19 protein-coding genes are annotated in these 20,131 nt (G+C 41.4%); 13 read left to right on the top strand and 6 right to left on the bottom strand.

Going from position 1 to position 20,131, the window contains the following annotated elements:
• Window positions 1-3: 3 nt before the first annotated feature.
• From AC4PHB_RS00125 to AC4PHB_RS00145, 5 genes are all read left to right on the top strand, one after another.
• A complete protein-coding gene (locus AC4PHB_RS00125) occupies window positions 4-699 on the top strand; it encodes a response regulator (protein WP_492136663.1) in 696 nt (231 codons plus the stop codon).
• 127 nt (window positions 700-826) lie between these two features.
• Entirely contained in the window at window positions 827-1,660 is an 834-nt protein-coding gene (locus AC4PHB_RS00130; RefSeq protein WP_492136664.1) for a metallophosphoesterase family protein, read from the top strand.
• A 1-nt stretch (window position 1,661) separates the two neighbouring features.
• Window positions 1,662-2,660, top strand: a complete 999-nt coding sequence (locus tag AC4PHB_RS00135; RefSeq protein WP_492136665.1) for a metallophosphoesterase family protein — start codon at window positions 1,662-1,664, stop codon at window positions 2,658-2,660.
• A gap of 119 nt (window positions 2,661-2,779) precedes the next feature.
• Window positions 2,780-3,931, top strand: a complete 1,152-nt coding sequence (locus AC4PHB_RS00140) for a sodium ion-translocating decarboxylase subunit beta (protein ID WP_492136666.1) — start codon at window positions 2,780-2,782, stop codon at window positions 3,929-3,931.
• 10 nt (window positions 3,932-3,941) lie between these two features.
• On the top strand, window positions 3,942-4,067 hold the full coding sequence (locus AC4PHB_RS00145) for an OadG-related small transporter subunit (RefSeq protein ID WP_492136667.1): 126 nt from the start codon (window positions 3,942-3,944) through the stop codon (window positions 4,065-4,067).
• A 66-nt stretch (window positions 4,068-4,133) separates the two neighbouring features.
• Here the strand turns inward: AC4PHB_RS00145 and AC4PHB_RS00150 are convergent, their stop codons facing one another.
• Complete coding sequence (locus AC4PHB_RS00150; RefSeq protein WP_492136668.1) at window positions 4,134-5,063, bottom strand: carbon-nitrogen hydrolase family protein; 930 nt, start codon at window positions 5,061-5,063, stop codon at window positions 4,134-4,136.
• Window positions 5,064-5,113: 50 nt separating this feature from the next.
• Window positions 5,114-6,214 (bottom strand): alanine racemase, encoded by a 1,101-nt coding sequence (locus tag AC4PHB_RS00155; protein WP_492136669.1) that lies wholly within the window; start codon window positions 6,212-6,214, stop codon window positions 5,114-5,116.
• Between the two features lie 91 nt (window positions 6,215-6,305).
• Here AC4PHB_RS00155 and AC4PHB_RS00160 point away from each other — a divergent pair, with 91 nt between their 5' ends.
• Complete coding sequence (locus tag AC4PHB_RS00160) at window positions 6,306-7,517, top strand: trans-sulfuration enzyme family protein (RefSeq protein WP_492136670.1); 1,212 nt, start codon at window positions 6,306-6,308, stop codon at window positions 7,515-7,517.
• A gap of 50 nt (window positions 7,518-7,567) precedes the next feature.
• On the opposite strand, the gene AC4PHB_RS00165 is transcribed toward AC4PHB_RS00160, so the two are convergent.
• Window positions 7,568-8,410 carry a GNAT family N-acetyltransferase gene (locus AC4PHB_RS00165; protein WP_492136671.1) on the bottom strand — a complete coding sequence of 281 codons (843 nt, stop codon included), beginning with the start codon at window positions 8,408-8,410 and terminating at the stop codon, window positions 7,568-7,570.
• A 197-nt stretch (window positions 8,411-8,607) separates the two neighbouring features.
• Here AC4PHB_RS00165 and msrA point away from each other — a divergent pair, with 197 nt between their 5' ends.
• The 6 genes from msrA (at window position 8,608) to AC4PHB_RS00195 (ending at window position 14,524) form a co-directional block, all read left to right on the top strand.
• Window positions 8,608-9,168: a peptide-methionine (S)-S-oxide reductase MsrA gene (msrA, locus tag AC4PHB_RS00170; protein WP_492136672.1), complete on the top strand. Its 561-nt coding sequence runs from the start codon at window positions 8,608-8,610 to the stop codon at window positions 9,166-9,168.
• A 150-nt stretch (window positions 9,169-9,318) separates the two neighbouring features.
• Entirely contained in the window at window positions 9,319-9,735 is a 417-nt protein-coding gene (locus AC4PHB_RS00175; RefSeq protein WP_492136673.1) for a thioesterase family protein, read from the top strand.
• A gap of 139 nt (window positions 9,736-9,874) precedes the next feature.
• Window positions 9,875-11,890, top strand: a complete 2,016-nt coding sequence (locus AC4PHB_RS00180; protein WP_492136674.1) for a bifunctional diguanylate cyclase/phosphohydrolase — start codon at window positions 9,875-9,877, stop codon at window positions 11,888-11,890.
• 265 nt (window positions 11,891-12,155) lie between these two features.
• The gene (locus AC4PHB_RS00185; RefSeq protein WP_492136675.1) at window positions 12,156-13,292 is read left to right on the top strand and encodes a hypothetical protein; all 1,137 of its coding nucleotides are present in this window, start codon (window positions 12,156-12,158) and stop codon (window positions 13,290-13,292) included.
• A gap of 116 nt (window positions 13,293-13,408) precedes the next feature.
• Window positions 13,409-14,146, top strand: a complete 738-nt coding sequence (locus AC4PHB_RS00190) for an alpha/beta hydrolase (protein WP_492136676.1) — start codon at window positions 13,409-13,411, stop codon at window positions 14,144-14,146.
• Window positions 14,147-14,161: 15 nt separating this feature from the next.
• Window positions 14,162-14,524, top strand: coding sequence for a VOC family protein (locus AC4PHB_RS00195; protein ID WP_492136677.1), 363 nt, complete (start codon window positions 14,162-14,164; stop codon window positions 14,522-14,524).
• Between the two features lie 16 nt (window positions 14,525-14,540).
• Here the strand turns inward: AC4PHB_RS00195 and AC4PHB_RS00200 are convergent, their stop codons facing one another.
• The 3 genes from AC4PHB_RS00200 to AC4PHB_RS00210 are packed head-to-tail and all read right to left on the bottom strand — an operon-like array spanning window position 14,541 to window position 18,937.
• Window positions 14,541-16,805 carry a transglutaminase-like domain-containing protein gene (locus AC4PHB_RS00200; RefSeq protein WP_492136678.1) on the bottom strand — a complete coding sequence of 755 codons (2,265 nt, stop codon included), beginning with the start codon at window positions 16,803-16,805 and terminating at the stop codon, window positions 14,541-14,543.
• Window positions 16,798-18,003: a DUF58 domain-containing protein gene (locus AC4PHB_RS00205; protein ID WP_492136679.1), complete on the bottom strand. Its 1,206-nt coding sequence runs from the start codon at window positions 18,001-18,003 to the stop codon at window positions 16,798-16,800. The genes AC4PHB_RS00200 and AC4PHB_RS00205 overlap by 8 nt, the downstream gene beginning before the upstream one ends.
• Window positions 17,996-18,937 (bottom strand): AAA family ATPase, encoded by a 942-nt coding sequence (locus AC4PHB_RS00210; RefSeq protein WP_492136680.1) that lies wholly within the window; start codon window positions 18,935-18,937, stop codon window positions 17,996-17,998. Before AC4PHB_RS00210 ends, AC4PHB_RS00205 begins: the two co-directional genes overlap by 8 nt.
• Window positions 18,938-19,128: 191 nt before the next feature.
• On the opposite strand from AC4PHB_RS00210, the gene pdxA reads away from it, so the two are divergent.
• Window positions 19,129-20,118 carry a 4-hydroxythreonine-4-phosphate dehydrogenase PdxA gene (pdxA, locus tag AC4PHB_RS00215; protein ID WP_492136681.1) on the top strand — a complete coding sequence of 330 codons (990 nt, stop codon included), beginning with the start codon at window positions 19,129-19,131 and terminating at the stop codon, window positions 20,116-20,118.
• Window positions 20,119-20,131: the final 13 nt, after the last annotated feature.

Raw genomic sequence — 20,131 nt, forward strand, 5'->3', positions numbered from 1 at the left:
AAAGTGGATACTAAAACCAAAATTCTAGTGATCGAGGACGATAAATATATTTCCAACTTCATAGCTGTATCACTTAAAAAGGAAAACTACGAAGTATACATCTCACAGTCTGCTGCTGATGGTCTCTTTATGTTCTCGTCCTACCACCCTGACATAATACTTCTTGATTTGGGTCTTCCAGATCTGGATGGACTTGAAATAATCAAAGAGCTAAGACAGTTCACTGAGATCCCCATATTAGTAGTTTCAGCAAGGGGACAGGAAAATGATAAAATTGAGGCATTGGATATGGGGGCAAGTGATTACGTTACAAAGCCATTTCACATGGGTGAGCTTATGGCGCGAATAAGAGTAGCTGAAAGAGCTTTATCCTTAAGAGGAGTCAGCTCAGAGGAAACTATTTATAAATTTGATTATCTTACTGTGGATTACGAGAAAAGGAGAGTACTTGTTGATGAGGCTGAAGTACATTTAACTCCTCTTGAGTATAAACTCCTTCTGTTATTGATAGAAAACCAGGGGAAAGTCCTGACTCACAACTACATTATACGAAAAATATGGGGTTACGAAGCAGGAGGGGACAACAAGAGTTTAAGAGTATTCATGGCAAACCTTAGAAGAAAGATTGGCAAGGGTGGTTCCGGATGTCATCTTATTGCTACTGAAGTTGGAGTTGGATATAGATTCCTGGGTGAGTAGACTAAATTGGTGTTGAATTTGAATGTACATATGGAGGTGTGTTTCTTTGAAGACTCAGAAGAGATTGGATGAGGTGTTTAAAAGTGCACAAGTAGAATACTTTGATGACAGCTCCAGGTAAGTTTTCATGAGCGACTGTCATAGAGGTGACGGGAGTCATTCTGATGAATTTACAAAAAACCAGAACCTTTTTATCCATGCTCTCCAGCATTATTATGACAATGATTATACATACGTTGAGGTGGGTGATGGTGATGAGCTTTGGGAACAGCCAAAGATGAAGTACATCAAGAATGCCCATTATGACGCTTTTGAGGTCATCAAAAAGTTCCACTATCATGATAGATTGATCATGTTATTCGGGAATCACAATATATTTTTGAAGTATCCTGAGTATGTAGAGCAATATTATTACAGATTTTATAATGAATACCGTGAGGAGTTTTATGACTTTCTAAAGGGTATACAGCCGCTCGAATCCTTAGTGCTGAAACACAAGGATACAGAGCAGGAAATACTGGTGGTCCATGGACATCAGGGGGATTTCGCAAACGATCAGGCATGGTACTTCACCATGCTGACGCTGAAGTATTTCTGGAGATTTCTTCATGCTTTTGGAGTCAAAAATCCTGCAAGTCCAGTAAAAAATACATACAAGAGACATAAAATCGAGAACAACTATAATAAATGGATAGAGAACAGCAAGAAGATGCTTATCTGTGGACATACTCACAGATACAAATTCCCTAGAAGTGGAGATCTCCCATACTTCAACACAGGCTGCTGCATATATCCTACGACAATCAGTGCTATAGAGATTTCAGAAGGCAAGGTACAGTTAGTGAGATGGAAGATGAGACCTAACAAAGAAGGGATGATAGTTGTCAAGAAGGACGTATTAAGGGGACCAACAAGTCTTGCTGAATTCGATCAAAGACAAATGGAGGAGGACAAGCATTAGAATGATTCTTTACAAAAAAGAACTGGAACTAAGAGATATAAAACTGGCAAGAAATAGCGTTTCAGCACTTAACTCTGCATTACAGGAGGAGCTTGGAGTTCTTAAGGATCCTAAGTTGATCCTGTGGGCAGGCGATTTTCACCTCCACCAGACTGAGCCTTATCAAAAGGAAGTCGATAAGAAATATGAAAAGATAGATTGTTCCAGGCAGCTTGAGCTGTGCCTTGAGGAGATCAATGCTCTCCAGGTTGAGCCCATAGCAGTTATATTAGGTGGAGATATTACAGACAACAGCTTTCGTGGCGAGTGGATGGAGCTTAAGAGACTCATTGAAAAAACCGGATTGAATAAACCCACAATACCCTTATTTGGGAATCACGAGCATGCATTCACTATGGATGCCAAAGTAATGGATTCTATATGGAGGGATGTTGGGATAAGCTCTTGGACCAGGATAAATGATCCCAATGAATACTTCTACAGCGTAACATTCGACGATTATAAGCTTATAATACTTGACTCTGTGAGTTCTGATGGCAATATGATGTCGGATGCTCAAAGGAGTTTTCTAAGAGATGAGGTAACGGATTCAGGTCTTAATATATTGATATTCCAGCACAAACATATCATGCCTGCCTTAAACTGGCTGGATGAGGGGATATACAGGGATAAGGGGATGGTAGAACTTATTGATTCCTCTGAGAAGGTCATGGGAGTTTTTTCTGGACATACTCATAAGACGTCATTATGGAGTTATAGAGATAAGCTGTATGGATCTTTCCCGGCTGTTTGCTACGGCATTGGTGATAGAACAGGCTGGGGAGGTATAATCCTTGACCATGGAAAGATAATCAAAATATTTACTAAAGATATTTGCACCGAATCATACGATGACTGTACAGGTTTTAAAATACAGCAGGGAAGCTTTAGGTTCCTGGAACCAAAAGACTTTGAGAAAAGTCCTCTGCTTAATCCTGAATTTTGGTGTAGAAAAGTCTGAACAAGCATGGAAAAGCCTGTTATTGCTTTAAGTTTCGAAATGGAATATAATATAGTAGTTGAAATTTGAGCTTCCTTTTTCTGAAGGGAGCTTTAGTATTGATAAAAGGAGAGTGTAAAATGGTAGATTTAGGACAGTTGTTCGTCGGTCTGACTGAGTTTAAGCCTCAGTTTCTGATCATGTACCTGATTGGAGGAGTTCTTATATACTTAGCTATCAAGAAGGATTACGAGCCGATGCTGCTTTTGCCTATTGGCTTTGGAGCGATTTTGGTAAATCTTCCGATGGGTACAGTTTGGGAGCATGATGGAGCAGCAGGCATCCTCCAGATGTTCTATAATGTTGGAATTATTACCGAGGTTTTTCCTGTATTGATCTTTATTGCAGTTGGTGCGATGATAGATTTCACAGCACTTCTAAGAAATCCTCAAATGATTTTCTTTGGAGCAGCAGCTCAGCTTGGCATATTTTCAACTGCTTTGTTCGCACTCTACCTAAATACTCTGTTCCCAGAGCTTGGATTTGATCTAAAGACTTCAGCTGCAATAGGGATAATAGGAGCTGCTGATGGGCCGACATCGATTTATGTCGCCTCAAGGTTTGCCAAGGAGTGGCTTGGCCCGATTTCGGTAGCGGCATATTCCTATATGGCGCTGGTGCCTGTTATACAGCCACCCGTTATCAAAGCGCTGACCACTCAGGAGGAAAGAAAAATAAGAATGCAGCTGAAAGACAAAAGTGTATCAAAGACAGTACTTATATTATTCCCAATTTTGATTACGATAGTATCTGGTATAGTGGCCCCAGTAAGCGTTCCCTTGGTAGGACTTCTGATGTTTGGGAATCTTATAAGCATGTCAGGAGTGCTTGACCGGTTATCACGATCTGCTCAAAATGAATTGGCAAATCTGGTTACACTACTGCTGGGGATAACGATAGGAGGAACGATGCAATATGAAACATTCCTTAATCTTCGAACATTGATAATTATGGGGATGGGACTTTTGGCATTTATATTCGACACTGCTGGAGGGGTCATGTTTGCAAAGTTTATCAATCTGTTCTCAAAAAATAAAATCAATCCCATGGTAGGAGCTGCTGGTATTTCAGCTTTCCCAATGTCAGCTCGAATAATCCAGAAAATGGCAAAACAGGAAGATCCTCACAACTTTGTACTTATGCAGGCTGTGAGCGCAAATGTAGCTGGCCAGCTGGGTTCGATTATTGCAGGCGGTCTTGTGCTGGCACTGGTCCCATTACTATTGATGTAGGAGGGTTGAAATGTCTGAACTTGAATTAGGATTCAAGCTTATGGTATACGGTATATCCGGAGTATTTGCAGTACTTATTCTATTTTATACGATCATTGTAGGGTTAACTAAGCTATTTCCTCATAAAGAAGCCTGATATCAGGAGTGTTTTATTAAAAAGCCAAGGGTCACCATTAGGTGATTCCTTGGCTTTATACTGTACCTATTTTTCGTGGAGCTTAAACTCGAGAATATCAGGTCTTGAATAGTGACCCATAGGATCAAAATCCATCCTGCTTGAAATTGCATCATCAAGATCCAGGTCTGCATAGACAATTTCTTCCCTATTGAATACCGGGCCAGCAAGATATTTTCCATATGGACTTACAACGCAGCTGCCTCCGGGGCACATGATTTCCGGCTGGCTATCGAGCTCATGGTAGTAATTCATATCTGGAGGATTCATGCTTTTCTCTACGTATTGATTACAGCCGATCACAAAGCATCTTCCTTCAAGGGCAATATGCCTCATAGTGCTCTGCCATTCGTCCCTCGAGTCTGCAGTAGGTGCCAGGTAGATAGTGACTCCCTTGGAGTACATTGCTACCCTCGCTAGTGGCATGTAGTTTTCCCAGCAAATAAGAGAGCCCATCCTGCCATAAGGAGTATCAACAACTGTTAGAGTACTGCCATCGTCCTCACCCCAAATGTATCTTTCCGATCCTGTCGGCTTTAGCTTTCTGTGTTTTCCGAGGAAGCTTCCGTCTGGACCAAACAAGAGGTTGGTACAATATAGCGATGCGGTCCTTCCATCTCCATCTTTTTCAGTTACCCCGATGGATAGGTAGACTTCAGACTCTCTGGCAGCCTCAGACAGGATATCTGTTACAGGCCCAGGTACCGCTACAGAGTTATCGTAATATCTTTTCCAGTCAGCTCTTCCTTCCATAGTTCTGCTGCCGATTACAAAGCCAAATGTGAATCCTCTTGGATAAGCTGGTATGAAGGATTCCGGGAACACAACCAGCTTAGCGCCGTTGTGGGCAGCTTCCTTTATGAGATGCCCGGTCTTTTCAACAGTCGCCCAAAGGTCCATAATAACTGGTGCAGCCTGTACTACTGCAACCTTAAGGTTCTTTTCAGTATTGATCATTCTCTCCTCCCCTTCCTATACTATATCTTACCACTACATTAATGTTATTTCTACCTCAGCTTTCCTCTACACTCAATATCCAGTTCCTCAACCACCTCGTCCCCGGATACCAGATAGGCCTTATCATACAGATTTACTACCGGGCAGATGTGGTTTGGAATTATTTCTATTTTATCTCCTATTGAGACTTTCTCTCTGAACTCCTTGTTATAAATCAATGCATGCTCATCATAAATCTTTGAGATATAAACCTCTCCATAGTTCTTCACCACACCAAGACCTTCAGTAGCTGTTATGCCAACAGTCCTTCTCTGCATAGTAAGACCTTTAGCACCGACATCCGTCACTACTCTTTCATTTGTAGGCTTACTTATTATGGTTGTAAGAACAGTTGCAGCATTCCTTTTGTATGATCCTATAATGTTTGCCTGAGATGCATCTAGAAACACATAGGTACCTGGTCTTATCTCAGTGACTCCTGGCAGGATAGGAGTATTTACAAGCATCGATGGAGTTGATCCTATGCTGACGACCTGAGGCCTTAAACCTATATTTTCAGCAATTTCGGCAAACCTCAGAGTTCTCCTTTGGCTTTCCAGACTTATCTCCAGGCATTCATCCTGATCCATGGCGCTATACGAGTGACCGTCATGTGAAAATATACCTAGAAACTGGAGCTCACTTCTAGCTTTGATTTCCAGAAGGAGCGATTTGTAATAATCTTCTTCAATAACACCTGACCTGTTTTCGCCCACTTCTATTTCGACAAGGATCCTGGCAGGGCTTTCCTTGAAGACCGTTGAGATTTGATACACTTGCTCAAATGAATCTACTGCAAATGAAATATCTATTTTCCTAGACAACTCTCTTATTTTTTCAAGCTTCTGGATCCCAACTATTTCATTGGCTATAAAAATATTGTTCAAACCTCTGGAAGCCATGATTTCAGCTTCTTCGACCTTGGCAACTGTGATTCCCTTGGCACCCAGACCTTCCTGGATCAGAGCTATTGAGGGCATCTTATGAGTCTTCGTGTGAGGTCTGAGAGCTACTCCATTTTTATCAGCAAAAACCTGCATACCCTTAAGGTTTTCAAGCATCCTCTCCTTATTTATAAGGAGGGAAGGCGTATCAAGTTCAAAATATTTCATCCCAAAAAACCTCCATTCCATGTAAATAGTATATAATTGAGTTGGAAGTAGGTCAATCAAGGTCTCATAAATAATACAGGGAGGTATTTAAATGGTCGACGATAAGATAAGAGGTATGGGTTTTGCAACTCAATGTTGTCATGCAGGACAAGGGTGTGATCCATTGACAGGAGCGCATAATACGCCTATTTACCAGACTACTACATATGCTTTTAGAGATGTGGATCACGGAGCTAAATTATTTAGCGATGCTTTCACCCCGGAAATCGGGCTTACTGATGGATATATATACACAAGGTTTGGCAATCCTACTCAGAATGCATTGGAGGAAAAGGTAGCTGTATTGGAGAAGGGCGAGGCAGCCCTTGCATTCAGCTCAGGTATGGCAGCAATATCATCCGTCTTTTTACTGCTGGTCAAACCGGGAGACCATATACTTGCAGATAACAGCTTATACGGAACTGCTAGAGACTTTTTGATCCAGATCATGCAAAAATTTGGAGCTATTGTTACATTTGTGGACTTCAGTGAAATCGAGAATATTGAGAAGGGAATAAGAGCTGAGACCAAGGTGGTATATTTTGAGTCCCCTACCAATCCAAAGCTTAAATGTGTCGATATTAGAGCAGTAGTAAGGATTGCTAAAAATAAGAATATCAAGGTTGTAGTCGATAATACCTTCATGACACCTTACTTCCAAAATCCTCTCGTTCTTGGAGCGGATGTTGTAGTTCACAGTGCTACTAAGTATATGACGGGACATGGCGACAGCATCTCAGGAATAGCTGTCGGGAGCAGATTGTTCATAAATGAACTGAGGTGTCTGGTTCATAATAATATGGGAGGTGTTATAAGCCCATTTAATGCATGGTTGGTCTTGAGAGGATTGAAAACACTTCCTGTGAGGATGCGTATGCATCAACAAAATGCAATGGCTGTTGCTGAATTTCTGAAGGCACACCCAGCTGTATCTTCTGTAAATTACCCTGGGCTCCCTGAACACCCACAGCATGGTATAATCAAGAACCAGGCTTCAGGCTTTGGGGGGGTATTAAGCTTCGAGCTTAAGGGTGGTTATGAAGCCGGCAAGAAATTAATGAACAGCGTAAAGCTCTGCACGCTTGCTGTAAGTCTGGGAGATGTCGATACACTGATCGAGCATCCAGCTTCAACCACTCATGCAGTAGTACCCAGAGAAGAGAGGATAGCAGCTGGCCTTACAGATGGGCTGGTGAGACTTTCAGTGGGTATAGAAGACGTCGAGGATATTATTGCAGACCTGAAACAGGGACTTGAAGGGTAATTAAAAATAAGACAGTACCGTTTAGTTGGGTACTGTCTTTCTTGTAATTATCATTTCCTCTCCATGACTATGCAGCTATAAGGTTCAACTTTAAAACCAAATTCACCAAGCTTTTCTGAAATGTATGATTGTCCTTCAGGGTACATGCATTGCAGCCTGTCGACCATTAAGTATTTTGATCTTGAAATTGCGTACTTTATCAACAGACAAATATCCCCTGACATATAAGCGATGTGGACTGCCTTTTCAGGCATAAATCGGGCACCCAATATAATAATACTATCAGATTCAATATGGCGGTTGATAAAGCCCTTTGAAGCCCAGAAGCTAACTAACTCCCTGCTTAGCCTGAGAAAAGTCCTATTCATTATGCCATATCCGGCCCATAGACCTGCATCTCTTTCAATCAATTTCCAGGCCTCTTCCGGTGAGGTTATTATTTCAAAACCACCTGCCCCGGTGTCTATTTCAGAGGAGACTATATCTAAAAACGATCCCCTAAACTCACCGGCAAAGGTAAACCCATTTATTTCTGCTAATCCCTTGCTTGCGAAGTTGTCGGGGGTAGTGTACATTCCAAGCCTCTTGAATCCTCCATCTTCTGCTAAAGTGAGGAATTCTTTGTAGAATGCTTTGCCAACTCCCTTACCCTGATATTCCGGGAGGACTCTAAGAGTCTCAAGCCATGCTGATCCATCGGGCATTTTAGAAAACTTACCTACACCAACAAGTCTATCTTCTAATTCTGCGACCAAGAGTACTCCTTCAGGATCGACCAACCATTCTTCATATACATGATCAAGATAATGAAGTCCAGGGGTTGCCTGACCCTCTACAAAGACAGCATTCTCTCTATCCTCAGATATTGCTCTCCTTACCAGTATATCTTTCATTTTGATTACCTCCCTCTGATAATTATAAGCTTAATTACAGTATATTGCTTTATCATGGATATCTCAATCAATTATGCAAGAGTGTTTGGCACAAAAATAGGTACAAATATCCATAAGACAAAGAAGCTGATTTAGAGTATAATATTCTTGTATCAGGGTTGGTATTTCATGATAATAATTCAGGGAGGTTTTAGACCATGGAAAAGAGATTTGAAACGGCAATATTTGCGGGAGGCTGCTTTTGGTGTATGGTTTCACCATTTGAGGTATTCAAAGGTGTAATTGAAATCAAATCGGGATATATTGGCGGTCACGTTGAGAATCCAAAATACGAAGAAGTCAAAAAGAAGGAGACCGGACATTATGAAGCAGTAAAAATAGTTTATGATCCTGAAAAAATAAGCTATGAGAAGCTGCTCAAGGCATTTTGGATGCAGGTTGATCCTACTGATGATGAAGGACAGTTCCAGGACAGAGGACCTCAATATAAAACAGGTATATTCTATACCACAGAAGGACAAAGAGTTGCCGCAGAAAAATCAAAAAAAGAGTTGGATGAGAGTGGAAGACTACCTGGGCCTGTAATTACGCAAATAATGCCTGCACCAACGTTCTACGATGCAGAGGAATACCATCAGGATTTCCACAAAAAGGAGCCAAAGCTATATAAAGAAGATAGAAAAATATCAGGAAGAGATGAATTCATTGAGAAGTATTGGGGAGATGAGTTCTGGGAGCTTATGGAGGAAGAAGAATAATTATATCGAAAACCTGCCCGCTTGGGCAGGTTTTTGTATTTATCAGCAGAAATGGCTATACATCGCTTGTTTAACGTGATAAATTAAAGGTATAAATCATAATAAGACGATAACAATTGTATTAATGTTGCTGTTAAGGAGGTTTCAGTGATGATTGATCACAGGATCGCAGCTGGTTTAGTAAATGATTTTATGAAGGTAACAGGACCAAACGATGCTGCCAAGGGTCCTGGTACAGAGGAATTGTATTATTTAGTTTCTACCAGGGCTGTACTGGATATGGTTATTGAGGGCTCAGGTCAAATGCTTGATAAGCTCCTGCCCAAAGATTATACTACAGTTGGTACTTACATTGAAATTTTCCATGAACAGCCAACTTTAGTGGGAGAGCCGATCAATGTGAGAGTTAGAGTTGACAGTGTTGATAACAGCAGGATATTCTTATCTGTAGAAGGGTTTGATACCTCAGGGAGAGTATTTAAGGGTAAATATGAAAGACACATTGTCAACAAAAAGCGTTTGATGCAGCATGCATATGAGAGATTCCCGGGAGTATCACAACCGTAGAATTATTAAAAACTAGCATTGAGAAAATATCGGCAGGCTTAATAGTGAAGCCTGTCGATATTGGGTTATATGGTGCTGATTTGAGAGAATACCTACTATATAAGAAGTTGATCAAAAACAGATAAAGTGGAGACATATCATGGCTGATCCTACAGTAAATTCAATGATCCAGAATGCAGCGCTCCTATTAATATTATCGATAATCTATGAGGTCACATATTATATTCCAGAGAGTAAAAGGGCTGTAAGGCCATATATAAATGGAATTTTTGTGGCTGTTATTTGTATTGCGATCATGATGGTACCCTTCCGAATGGAGGGTGGGATAGTATTTGATACCCGTTCAATACTGATCAGCGTAACAGGATATATATTTGGAGTCATACCTACTGCTATTACTGCAATTGTCGCGTCGTTCTATAGATTATATATGGGTGGACTTGGTGCAGTACCAGGAGTAGTAGTAATAACTTTTAGTGCTGTAATAGGACTTTTATGGAGGAGAGATCCTCTAAAGCTCAGCAAGAATCACAATTGGATCAATATATTGATCATGAGTTATATTGTCCATATAGCAATGCTTATGGCAATGCTGCTGCTGCCTTATCCAACAAACTTTCAAGTAGTAAGAACGATCAGTCTGCCTGTACTGACTATTTACCCTGCAGGATCCCTGATTCTGGCACTCCTTCTTAACCGGCAAAAAGAACTCAGAGAATACCAGAATCAGCTTAAACTTTCAGAGGAGCGGTATCAGGCATTATTTGACGAAGCCCCCTTGCCGTATCAGTCCCTTAATGAGTCTGGTTATATTTTTGATGTAAATCAGCAGTGGCTTGACATGATGGGCTACGACCTGAAGGAAGAGGTCTTGGAGACATGGTTTCCTACTTATCTCGATGAGGAGGGGCAGGCTGGTTTTGCCGAGAGGTTCACAGGGTTTAAGGAAATAGGGAGTATAGTTTCCGAGCTTGTCATGATATCAAAGAATGGAATCCCTATCAATGTCAGCATCGAAGGCAGAATAAACTACGATGTAGATGGAAGCTTCAAAAACACTCATTGCATAGTAAGGGATATCACAGAAAAGAAAAAGGCTGAAGAAAAGCTGGTTTATATAAGCTACCATGATTACCTGACAGGGCTTTTCAATAGAAGGTACTTCGAGGAAGAGCTTGTTAAGCTGGACTCAAAAGATAATCTGCCGCTATCAATCCTAATGGGCGATATAAACGGATTAAAGCTGATTAATGATACTCTCGGGCATTCATTTGGTGATACTCTTATCACCGAGACCTCCAAAATACTCAAAAAATGCATGAAGGAAAGGTATTTGCTGTCAAGAACTGGAGGAGATGAGTTTACTGTACTCATGCCCAATACGGATTACCCGGAAGCAAGAGATCTGATTAGAAAACTAAATGAAGAAATTACAGAGCATAACAGTAATTCAAGGGATGATGTCATAAGTGTAAATCTTTCACTGGGAGCTGCAACGAAGTATAGGTCAGATCAAAACATTTCAGAGATTATAAGAGATGCTGAATATAACATGTATCAGAGGAAACTCCTGGAGAAGAAGAGCTCGCACAGCTCAATCATTTCTTCGATGCAGGCTACGATGATAGAAAAGAGCCACGAGACTGAGGCTCATGCAAGAAGGCTTGCAGCAATGGCAAGAGCAATAGGGGAAAAAATGGAGTTGAGTCAACTTGAGCTGGATCAGCTTGAACTGCTTTCGATGCTTCATGATATTGGGAAGGTAGCCGTTCCCGACAGAATATTAAATAAACCGGACAAGCTGACAGCTGAAGAATGGATTGAAATGAAAAAGCATCCTGAGATAGGGTATCGGATAGCAGCTTCCTCTCCTGAGCTTGCACCAATAGCGGAGTATATTCTCTGTCACCATGAGAGGTGGGATGGGAAGGGATATCCGCAGGGATTGTCAGGAGAAGAAATTCCACTTTTGTCAAGAATTCTGTCAGTTGTTGATGCATATGACGCAATAACGGAAAACAGAGCATACAGAAAAGCGCTGGAAAAAGAAAAGGCTCTTGCTGAGATCAGGGACAACCTCGGAACCCAATTCGATCCCAAAATTGCTGTCATTTTTTTAGATATATTACTTGGGAGTGAAAGACATTTAGATTGATGGAAATGTATCAATATATAATCAATTTTATTATTACAAAGGAGCTTGTTTAACAAACTACCAAGCTCCTTTAAATTGATGAGAACAATAGAAAATCGCCTTAAACCTAGTAATTTTTAGGATTTTAGATTAATGGGCATATGATATAAATGAACAGATTTGAATCGGTGAATATTTTTCCCGAAAAAGTATTGTCATAAAAAATACAAAGTGTTATAATCATCTATGTGAAACACATATCAATACATATAAATGGAGGGTTAAAATGAAAAGATTACTGGCACTACTATTGGTTCTTGTCTTGAGCATCAGTGTACTTACAGGCTGTACGCCAAAGCCAGCTGAGACTCCAGCGGAAACACCGGCAGAAACACCAGCTGAGACTCCTGCAGAAACACCTGCAGAACCAGCGGCAAGCAAGATTGCAAAGGTTGGTCTAGGCCAAAACATTTCAATCGCTAAGTCCAAAGACAAAGGCGTAGACGCTGAAGGTAAAGAAGTTCTTGCACAAGCTCAGGCTGACGTAACTATCGCAGCTGTAGGCTTTGATGCAGATGGTAAGGTAGCAAGCGTTACTATAGACGTTGCTCAAACAAAGGTAGCTTTCGATGCAGACATGAAGGTAACTTCAGACAAGGAATCAGAAGTTAAGTCCAAGAAGGATCTTGGAGCAGACTACGGAATGGTTAAGGCTTCATCAATAGGTAAAGAGTGGTTCGAGCAAATGGGAGCTTTTGAAGACTGGATGATAGGTAAAACTGTCGACGAAATTAAAGCTCTTAAGGTTAAGGAAAGAGACGAGTCACATAAGAACGTTCCAGACGTCCCAGAGCTTACTTCAGCTGTTACAATTACAGTTGAAAGCTATATAGCAGCTGTAGAAGAAGCTTGGAACAATTCAGTTGACGCTACTGGAGCAGAGACTGTAGGTCTTGGGGTTGAAACTCATATCAACAAGTCAAGAGATGCTGGCACAGATGCTAACGGCAATGCTGTAACAGCACAAGCACAAATGGATACTTATATGTCAGCAACTGCATTTGACAAGGATGGCAAGGTTGTAGCAGCTATTATTGACAATGCACAAGTTAGAGTTCCATTCGATGCAGAGGGCAAAGTAGCTACTGATAAAACAGTTGCAGGAAAAACTAAGGTTGAGCTTGGTCCTGACTACGGAATGGTTAAGGCTTCAGGTATTGGCAAAGAGTGGTTCGAGCAAATGGCAGCTCTTCAAGCTTGGATGGTTGGCAAGTCAATCGACGAGATCAATGGCATGAAGGTTGTTGAAAGAGACGCTTCTCACCCATCAGTACCAGATGTAGCAGAGCTTACTTCATCAGTTACAATAACAGTTGAAGGCTATCAGGCTGTTGTTACTGAAGCTTTCGAAATGGCTAGATAATAACACACTCTAAAAGGTCAGCATTTATGCTGGCCTTTTTATTTTCAGCTTACTCAGACTTAAATAAGTGGTACAATCATAGTGAAGGTTCAATATATATCTGAGGAGTGGATAGTATGAAGGCAAATTACCAAACCTTTCTTCAGGGTGATAATGGAAAGGCTGTTCTACTGATGCACGGGTTGACATCCGGTGCAGCTCAAATGATCCCCATGGCAAGATTTCTTAACGATTATGGTTATTCAGTAAGCTGCGTAAATTTAGCAGGTCATGGTACATATCCTGAAGATCTTACTAAAACAACTGCTGAAGATATGGTGCTAAAGGCAAAATACGACTATGAAAACCTGAGAAAGCATCATGATGACGTATATGTAGGTGGGATTTCCACTGGCGGTTTGTTATCTCTTAAGCTGGCCAGTATTTATCCTGATATCAAGGGGATCGTGTCCATCGCTGCTCCTGCAGAACTTGTTCCCGGATCATTTATTTCAATCGATTATGCTGATAAGTCAGAGTTTCTCATCAGACCTCTTGATGGGAAGTTGGGAATATTCAAAAAGTATCATATACACTACGAGAGGATCGCAGTCAGAATATTTGATGAGCTTAGAAGGCTTATGGATATTGTTGTTGATGGATCTGTTCTCTCAGAGGTTAAATGTCGGTCGCTATTGATACATTCAGATAATGATGATATTGCTGAACCGAAAAGTGTGGACATATTATTGAAAATGCTGAGTAATAGCAATGTGGAAGTGTTTCAGCCTGCAACTGGTGGACACCTGTCAGTTCTTTCAGAGGATAGAGAGCAAGTCTTTAAGAGAACGATCGATTTCCTTGAAAGTAAATAAAGAGGGGGTAATAAGGTGAAGTACTGCTGGACGACGCTAACCGTAAACAATATGAGTAAATCAATTGACTTTTATAATGGTATTATTGGACTGCCAATAACAAGACGAATAAAAGCAGGTCCTGAGACCGATATATGTTTTCTTGGGGAAGGAGATACCCAAATAGAGCTAATATCTGACTCAGAGCTTAAGCCTGAATGCACCAACGAAGGCATATCAATGGGATTCATTGTCGATTCGACTGAAAGGATGATTGAGCTTCTGAAGGTGAAAGGGATCGACGTCCACAGTGGACCGTTTCAGCCCAATCCAGGGATCAGATTTTTCTATGTGAAGGATCCGGATGGTTTTAAAATACAATTTGTAGAGAATGTGTAGAGTAAAAGGGACGAGCTTATCGTCCCTGATTTTTAATCCCCTTTATATACTTCAAATACAGAAATTTGGGTTTTCCAAGCTCCCTCATAACTTTCTCCTCCAAAGCGCTAAGAAATTCAAGAGAGCTTTTTATCATATCATCATCAGGAGCTATATCCCCGTACTTGGCCTTCACGAAAGTATCGGAAAGACTCAGTATTCCTGATCCGCTTATGTCGTTGAACTTGTAAGCTATCCGCATCGCATATTCTGAGTGAGTTTCTCCTGAAAGACTCGGATAACCTAAAAAGCTGAGCATATCAACTATATCGTCATAATAATTGATAAATCTTTCCTGAGGTTTCATAGACTCTATAGACCGCATCCTCCTCTGGTATTTTATCGAACCCAGGAACAGCTGCCCTGGCAAGATAACCAACAATATTACTGCAGCAGCTATAATGGCAATAAAATAAATATCGCCATTGAGATTGTCCAGGCCACCGTCAGAGCCCTCAGTAACAGGTTCATCAGACATTCCCAGGTCATCGGGGTCTCTTCCAAAGCTTCCTGGTATATGAGTATCATTTGGTCCATTTTCTTCCGGCGTATAACCCTCAAGTCTTAAAGGGAGAGGAAGCGCCGGTGTCGGCTCAAAAGTCATCCAGCCTACAGGTTCGACAAATGCCTCTACCCACGAATGCGCATTGTTGTAGGTTACATTGTACACCCCATCATCAACAGGTCCTCTTGCTGTGAAACCCTCGACATACCTTGAAGGGATATCAGCTATTCTAAGCATCACGGCCATTGCGCTGGCATAATAAGTGCAGTAGCCCTCCTTCTCCTCAAAGAGAAAATAATCCACAAATTCAGCTTCATCAGGAACTTTCCCAACATCCAGACGGTAAGCATAGTTCGTTCTGAGATACGCTTCGATTGCGGCAGCCTTTTCGTAGGGAGAATTCAAACCCTCAACTATTCTGTTAGTGAGCTCGACTGTCCTTTGAGTAATTGATCTTGGCAGGCTAAGGTAAAGCTCAATATCCTCAAGCTCCTCCAGGGTTTTATTCGCTCCGTTTGCCAACATAATGCCATAAGGCTTTGGTACGAGTGCGCTTAAATAGTAGCTCTCACCATCATACAAACCTCCGGGGATCACCATGTAACCATCTCTCCCCATAACGAATGCCTTAGATTGGAACGAATTTAGCATCTCAGGGATCAGAGGACCAAAGAGAGTTGTAGACGAAAAATCTCTGAAGGTTATTATTGCCTCGATCCTGTCATACAGAAGCTCCTTTACATTTTCTTCTATTCCGCTTATATCGTCTCCAAGCCTATAAATATCAGACGGTTCAGTAATTGCTTCCCAGCTTTCGCCGGTGTAGATCTGCTTGACATTTCCTCTCAAATAAAGGGAACGGCTGCTTTTTACGGCCATAACCCGGTCACTTCTCTCCTTGACAGGACCGCCAAGACGGGAGCTTTCGGATTGAAAACCGGTGACGGAGAAATCGAACCCTCTTGCTTCTCCAACTCCTCTAGTGCTCTCACCGGTCGATCTCAGATCTTCAACAAATGGGAAGGTCTCATTTACTTTGGCTTCGAGCCATGGTATCTTCAGGTGTCGATCAGTTCCAGGAAGGATAAGTGCGATCACTGCGATCAAAATCGAGTATTTTACTCCCGTACTGAACCACAATAGTTGGCTTGCTGTTGAATTATATAGACCTTGAACTGCTTCTCTTTTTCCAGATGTAAAGGTCCTGCTGCTTAAAAGCATCGTGATCAAAACCAGAAATGATGCTAAGAGCCAAAGAGCTTCATTCCTGAAGCTGTACCAATACATGAGGTAAGCGAAAAGATGAGGAGGAAGCAATATCAGAATACTTTTACCATTGAAAACGACAAAAGTAGTGAGGGTTGATACCAATAAAGCCAGTACAAATAAGTAAGGCAACTGATAACCTATCAGGATATTCTCCCTGCCCATGATATTATTGATAATGTTGTCAGATAATCCGATCAGCCAGGAATACAAATCAATCAGTGTATCATTGAAGTATCTGTTTGCGATGAGCGACCCAAATACTACTACAACAGATGCAAAGTATATTGAAAGGGGGTTATTCACAACGTATTTAGCGACTATTGCAGCAGCTGCTACGACCAACAACTCGTAAAAAATACCCTGCGACATGCTGATGCCAATGCCCAGCATATGTGAAAGAACAAACACCAAGGATAAATAGTGAATCCAATCAATTGTTTTCTGGATACGGTTAGTTGATTTATCCATGGGCTTCCTCCAGAGTTTTTTCGAAATCTGAGGAATAGTCAAGCAGTATTATCGGTATATTCTCCTGGCGCAGCCTGCTTTCCACTGATCCACCAATATATCCGATGCGATTACGATGATCAGACACCCCAATTACTATTGGATTAAGACCTCGTACTAAAAGATCAAGGGCAGCCCTCCCTAAGCTTAAGTCGACTTCCGGCGAGATAATAACTATATTTGTTCCTCTTGAAAGATTAATGACTTCCGCTTCCAGCTGATCCTTGATTCTGTGTGCTCCGTTTGAGGAGAGCTTTGCCAGGAGCTTAAGAAAAGGCTTCATGTCACTCGCAAAGGACCCTTCGGCTCGGTTTAGGGTGTTTCCTTCCTGATGTATAAGGGAAACCTTTACTCCATTATCAAGGCAATGACCGATTATTCCCAAGGCTATATCAACCTCGAGATCCTCCAGCCTTCGATCCACATCCCGAGACAACACCTCCTTACTGTTATCAATAAAAATGGCAGCATTTGCATCCCCTCTCTTTTCAAATTCCTTGACTATAGTAGACGCTTTAGCCGCAGATTGCCTCCAATGAATGGCTTTCAAGCTATCTCCTTCTCTGAATTCTCTTAAAAAATCTATTCTGCTTCTGTCCCTGAAGCTGAGATTGTTTATTATTAAGTCTCCAGCTTCACGACTTGCAGATATCCTAAAGGATGAAAGCTTCTTTGGATCAGGGTATATCAAGAGCTCAGTTGGGCTGTTTATCCTGCGTCTAAGAGAATATAATCCAAAAGCATCGGTAGATACAAGCGTTATATCACCTGTCGTATAGTAGCCTCTTCTATTGGCAGTAATATGCTCTCTGCCAATATGCATTTCACCACCTTGAAGGGATATCTCGATTGGTTGAGTACTGTTTCCGGTTATGGCTTTTGAAGTATTATTTATAACTATAAGACTTGGTATTGTCAGGGGGGATCTATTTTTAACTGAGTATTCGATAGTAATTCTATCACCCATTTTAAATTCCTTGCTTGGAACAGTTATGCTGCCGGATACTCTATTCAGCGATATATATCCGGACAATAGTGGCAGGATAAGGAAAAGGGCATAGAAATACAAGAGGAAGTAGGGGACTCTGCCTCCAACAAGCAATGCGAAGAGCATGAATACTATGCCAACCGGCAACAGCAGCTTGAATCTGTTATTCATTGGATATCACCGGAACAGTGACTCTGTTCAGAACTCCTCTTAATATATCTTCGATCCTCTTGCGTTCAATTCTTGCTTCTCCAGTTATTGAGATCCTATGGGAAAGGACGGGTAGAGACATTGCCTTTACGTCATCAGGTATGACATATTCCCTGCCTGAAATAAAGGCCTTAGCCCTTGAGGCTCTCAATAGGTCTATGGAAGCTCTCGGGCTTGCACCCAGACGTATATCCTCATATACCCTTGTAGCTCCAGCTATATTTACGATGTACTTGTATATATCTTCATGGACTCTTACCTTATCGACCTGCTCTTGCAGCTTGATAAGCTCTATCCCGTCAATAACAGGCTTGACAAACTCCAGAGATTTTATCGAAGAATGGTTCTTGAGTATTTCGATCTCATTGATCTTGTCCGGGTATCCTAAAGAAAGTCTCATAAGGAATCTATCCAGCTGTGCCTCAGGCAAGGGATAAGTACCCTGGTACTCCATAGGATTCTGGGTGGCCAGTACCATAAATGGTTTTTCAAGTACATAATGCTCATCCTCTGTTGTAACCTCGCCTTCCTCCATTGCTTGAAGAAGGCTTGACTGAGTTTTGGGAGAGGTTCTGTTAATTTCATCTGCCAGGAAAATTTGATGGAATATCGGACCCCTTCTGAAAACGAATTGCCCTGAAGCTTTGTCGTAAATACTTATACCAATGATATCTGAAGGCATAAGATCCGGGGTAAATTGGACCCTTTTATAGCTTAGGTCCATACTCTTGGCTAGTGCTTTAACGAGAGTGGTCTTCCCAACTCCCGGGACATCCTCGATCAGTAGGTGCCCCCTGGCAAGAAGTGATATTACGACGTTTTCGAGAACATCATCCTTTCCCTTTATCACAAGCTTCAGGCTCTCTATTATGGCTTTGGTTTTATTCGAATCCATGGCAACCTCCAGATCAATAAAATATGCTTACTAACAGATTTATACCCTACTAATTTCGGTTGACCAAAATAATAAATCGTTGAATTATAGATATATAGATTAGAGCTCTATTATGGTCTATACTGATATTATACTCAAATAATAATATTATGTTGTAGTCTGCTTGAATTGAATAATTAGGGGGGATTTATTTGAAGCCATTCATTGGAATAACCATGGGGGACCCTGCAGGAATCGGACCGGAGGTCACACTGAAGGCTATGGCGAGGTCTGAGATATTTGATCTTTGCAAACCAATAATTATTGGAAGCAATGAGGTAATTAAGGATGTAATTAAGCTATGCGGCCTTGAACTACCGGTAAATATTGTAAAGGACAACTTTGAATTTGAATATAGGGACAAGTCAGTCAATATTTTAGACCTGGAAAATATTGATCTTAACTTCTTGGAACGGGGAAGGGTAAGTGAAAAATGTGGCAGGGCGGCTTATCAATACATTGAAAGGGCTGTATCGCTGGCTATGGATGGACGAATAAGGGCTGTGGTTACGGCACCTGTAAATAAAGAATCCCTTAAGCTTGCAGGTGTGCCATATATTGGTCACACTGAGATGCTTCAAGGCTTGACTGGTGTTGAGGACCCTTTGACCATGTTTCAGGTTGATTCCTTGAGGATATTTTTCCTTTCTAGGCATGTTTCGTTAAGGAAGGCCTGTGATTCTATCTCAAGTGATAAGGTATTTGAAACTATAGAAAAATCCCACAAAGCACTTTTAAGGCTTGGAGTTGAGGATCCGAGAATTGCTGTCGCTGCCCTTAACCCCCATGGAGGAGAGCATGGAATGTTTGGCGATGAAGAAATTCAGCATATTGAGCCTGGGATCAACAAGGCAAGGAGTGCAGGGTATGTAGTAGAGGGTCCAGTCCCGTCAGACTCAGTGTTCTACTTTGCTCTTCAAGGGAGATACGACGGCGTGATCTCTTTATACCATGATCAGGGGCACATTGCTGCAAAAATGCATGACTTTGAAAAGACAGTATCAATAACCAATGGGCTTCCATTTCTAAGGACCTCGGTGGATCATGGCACAGCCTTTGATATAGCCGGAAAGGGCATAGCAAATGGCACTAGCATGTATGAGGCGATCAAGCTTGCAGTTGAGTACAGTGAATATTACTGACGATAAGGAGTGA

The sequence above is a fragment of the Gudongella sp. QWL-04 genome (assembly GCF_058683975.1).